The organism is Brevibacillus massiliensis (assembly GCF_000311785.1).
In the GTDB taxonomy this organism is placed as follows: Bacteria; Bacillota; Bacilli; order Brevibacillales; family Brevibacillaceae; genus Brevibacillus_C; species Brevibacillus_C massiliensis.
The window spans coordinates 301,660-304,128 of sequence record NZ_HE978535.1; the positions used below are offsets into that span (position 1 = coordinate 301,660).

A 2,469-nucleotide genomic window follows, 5' to 3' on the forward strand; every position below is an offset into this window, starting at 1 on the left:
TTTTTTTTCGCATTGGAAAGTGGAGCTTTCCATCGGAATAACGAAGTACCTCAGCGTCTGCATCCGGAATAGGCTTCGGTAAAAGTTTCCTCTAAAGAAGAACCAGCTTCTTCGAGAGGGCTTCAATAATGCTTTTCTTATGTTTTTACCGGGGGAGAGTTGTTCCTTGTTGGCAGAGTCAAAAGAATATATAATCGGGGTACGGCTACATGGGGGCGGTTGCAGTGCTGTTAAAACTGATCATCGGGATTCTGCTGGCTGTTTTTTTATGGTCGATCATTAAGTGGACGTGGAAATCATTCCTTTTGTTGTGCCTGATCGCGGTCGTTTTATTTTTCGTCTGGAAGGGCGCCTTGATTTTGATCGGCGGAAGTTTTTTGTTTCTGTTCGGTCTGCTGGGGACTTTGCTCCTCTTGGTGATCGGCGGCTTTCTCTTCTGGAAATAGCGGGAGAAGGAAAAGGAGCGGGATAACCTGCTCCTTTTTCTCTTATGTAAAAAGAGCTGCAGCATCGTCTTTATGCTGTAGCTCTTAACCCAATCGCGCCGATCAGAATGGGCAAAAACGTATTGACAATATGCTGTACCATTCGTATATCAATTGCCATTAACTGACATGGCTTTCTTTTTCGCTGCTGATTTATACTCATAAGATGGAGAGTTCTCAGAGAGATGCGACGGAGGAGAGGAGGCAGGAGGATGATCGGTGCAAAAGAGGCACAAACACAAGTCGCGGTGAACCCTTCCAAAGGAAAGAGGCTCCGCTTGGGGCGAATTGCACTACTCGTTGGTACTGTCATCATCTATATCATTCTATCGACAGGGGCCTTGGTACTGTACGGCCCGTTTGAAAATATCCGGCGGACAGTGATCGGCGCGATCCTGACCAGCCGCCATCCCTGGGTGATTACGCCCTTCTTTTCTGCGGAAACGCTGGCCAAGTATCGGCCGATCGGATTTGACGAGATGGGCGAGGGGAGCATGCAAGCCGATGATTTCTCCGCCATTCACGACGACGGGATCGAGGTGATTCCGATCAACACGGCCAAGTACTCGGGCAGTCTGCTGGTGGTAAAGGATCCCAAGCGGGTCCATGTAGCGGTGACGAAGGATTTGAACAATGTCGGCCAAACGGTGAGCGAGATGGTCAAGGATGCGAATGCCGTTGCCGGGATCAACGGCGGCGGATTTTACGACGTGGCCGGACGTGGTACGGGCGGCATGCCTTTGGGACTTACGATCTCGCGCGGCAAATTCATCGGCGGCGATCAGGAAGCGGTCCAGCCGGTCATCGGGATCACGAAGGACGGAGCATTGGTCGTCGGCAAGTACACTTACAAGAAATTGCAGCAGCTCGGCATCTCCGAGGCGGTCTCGTACGGCCCGCAGCTCGTCCGCGACGGCGAGCCTTATTTGGATGAGTCAGAAGATACCTGGGGGGTAGCACCCCGCTCGGCGATCGGGCAGCGAAGGGACGGGGCGATTCTGCTCCTGGCTCTGTCCGGGCGGGGAAATAACGGCATCGGCGCCAGCTTGTTGGACTGTGAGCAGGTCATGCTGGATCACGGGGCATACGTCGCCGCCAATCTGGACGGAGGATACAGTACGGAGCTGTACTACGCCGGAGAATTTCTCGTGACGCCGTCAAATCCGCTGGGCGAGCGCTACGTAGCGACCAGTTTTATCGTGGATGGAGTGGGGAGAGCTTGAGGAGCTTGAAGAGAAAGAAACGCCCCTTCTTTTCGTCGAAGCGGCGTGTTTGGCTTGCCGCGCTGGCTGTTGTAACGTCTGCCCAACTGGCGGGGCTGTATGGCATCGACCAATTTTTGCGTGTGCCGGCTCTTCCCGCCGCAGCCAAAACCCCCGAGATCAAGACTGTCAAGGTGTCGGCTATTCCTGCTGACGCCGCTCTCGTCTCGTTCAACCCGGACCGCCGCTTTGCCGCGTACGTGTCGGCCGACGGCGAGTTGGTGCTGCTGGACAGCGAGGGAGAAAAATTTCGCGAAAAAGTTGGCCATGTTACCTTCCTTCAGTGGCTGGGGGATACGGATACTTTGTTCTACCTGACACAGGGTAGCAACCTCTCAGGGTATCTGCTGCGGATTCACGCGCCCGAGCCGACGCGGATTCACACCTGGACCGGGCATCGACGGGAGATTGTCAACACCTATTTTTCTCCTTATTTGGAATTTTTATATATGGAATTCCGCAAAGGCAATATCACAGAAGTGTACAAGTACGATGCCGTCGACGGCATCAGCCGCCTTCCGCTTGGCGACGCCTGGATCGAACACATCGACTACGACGACAAGCTGGACGTCATGAAGCTGACGACGGACTCTGGCGAGGTGTGGCGATACGAACACGACCATCTCTACCGGCCGGACAGCGATAGCGGACAAGCGCGGCCCCGACGCAGCAGCGGAGCGGACTACCCGGCCGGGACGCAGGAGGACAAAGGATAACAGATG

General features: G+C 54.4%; 3 protein-coding genes. All 3 read left to right on the forward strand.

The genetic code is table 11. The features are described from left to right. Positions 1-209 precede the first annotated feature (209 nt). The 3 genes from HGBM_RS01530 (at position 210) to HGBM_RS01540 (ending at position 2,463) form a co-directional block, all read left to right on the forward strand. Positions 210-446: a hypothetical protein gene (locus tag HGBM_RS01530; protein WP_026074124.1), complete on the forward strand. Its 237-nt coding sequence runs from the start codon at positions 210-212 to the stop codon at positions 444-446. Positions 447-697: 251 nt separating this feature from the next. Further along, the gene (locus HGBM_RS01535; RefSeq protein WP_019119344.1) at positions 698-1,708 is read left to right on the forward strand and encodes a phosphodiester glycosidase family protein; all 1,011 of its coding nucleotides are present in this window, start codon (positions 698-700) and stop codon (positions 1,706-1,708) included. Positions 1,709-1,713: 5 nt separating this feature from the next. Further along, entirely contained in the window at positions 1,714-2,463 is a 750-nt protein-coding gene (locus HGBM_RS01540; protein WP_026074126.1) for a hypothetical protein, read from the forward strand. Positions 2,464-2,469 lie beyond the last annotated feature (6 nt).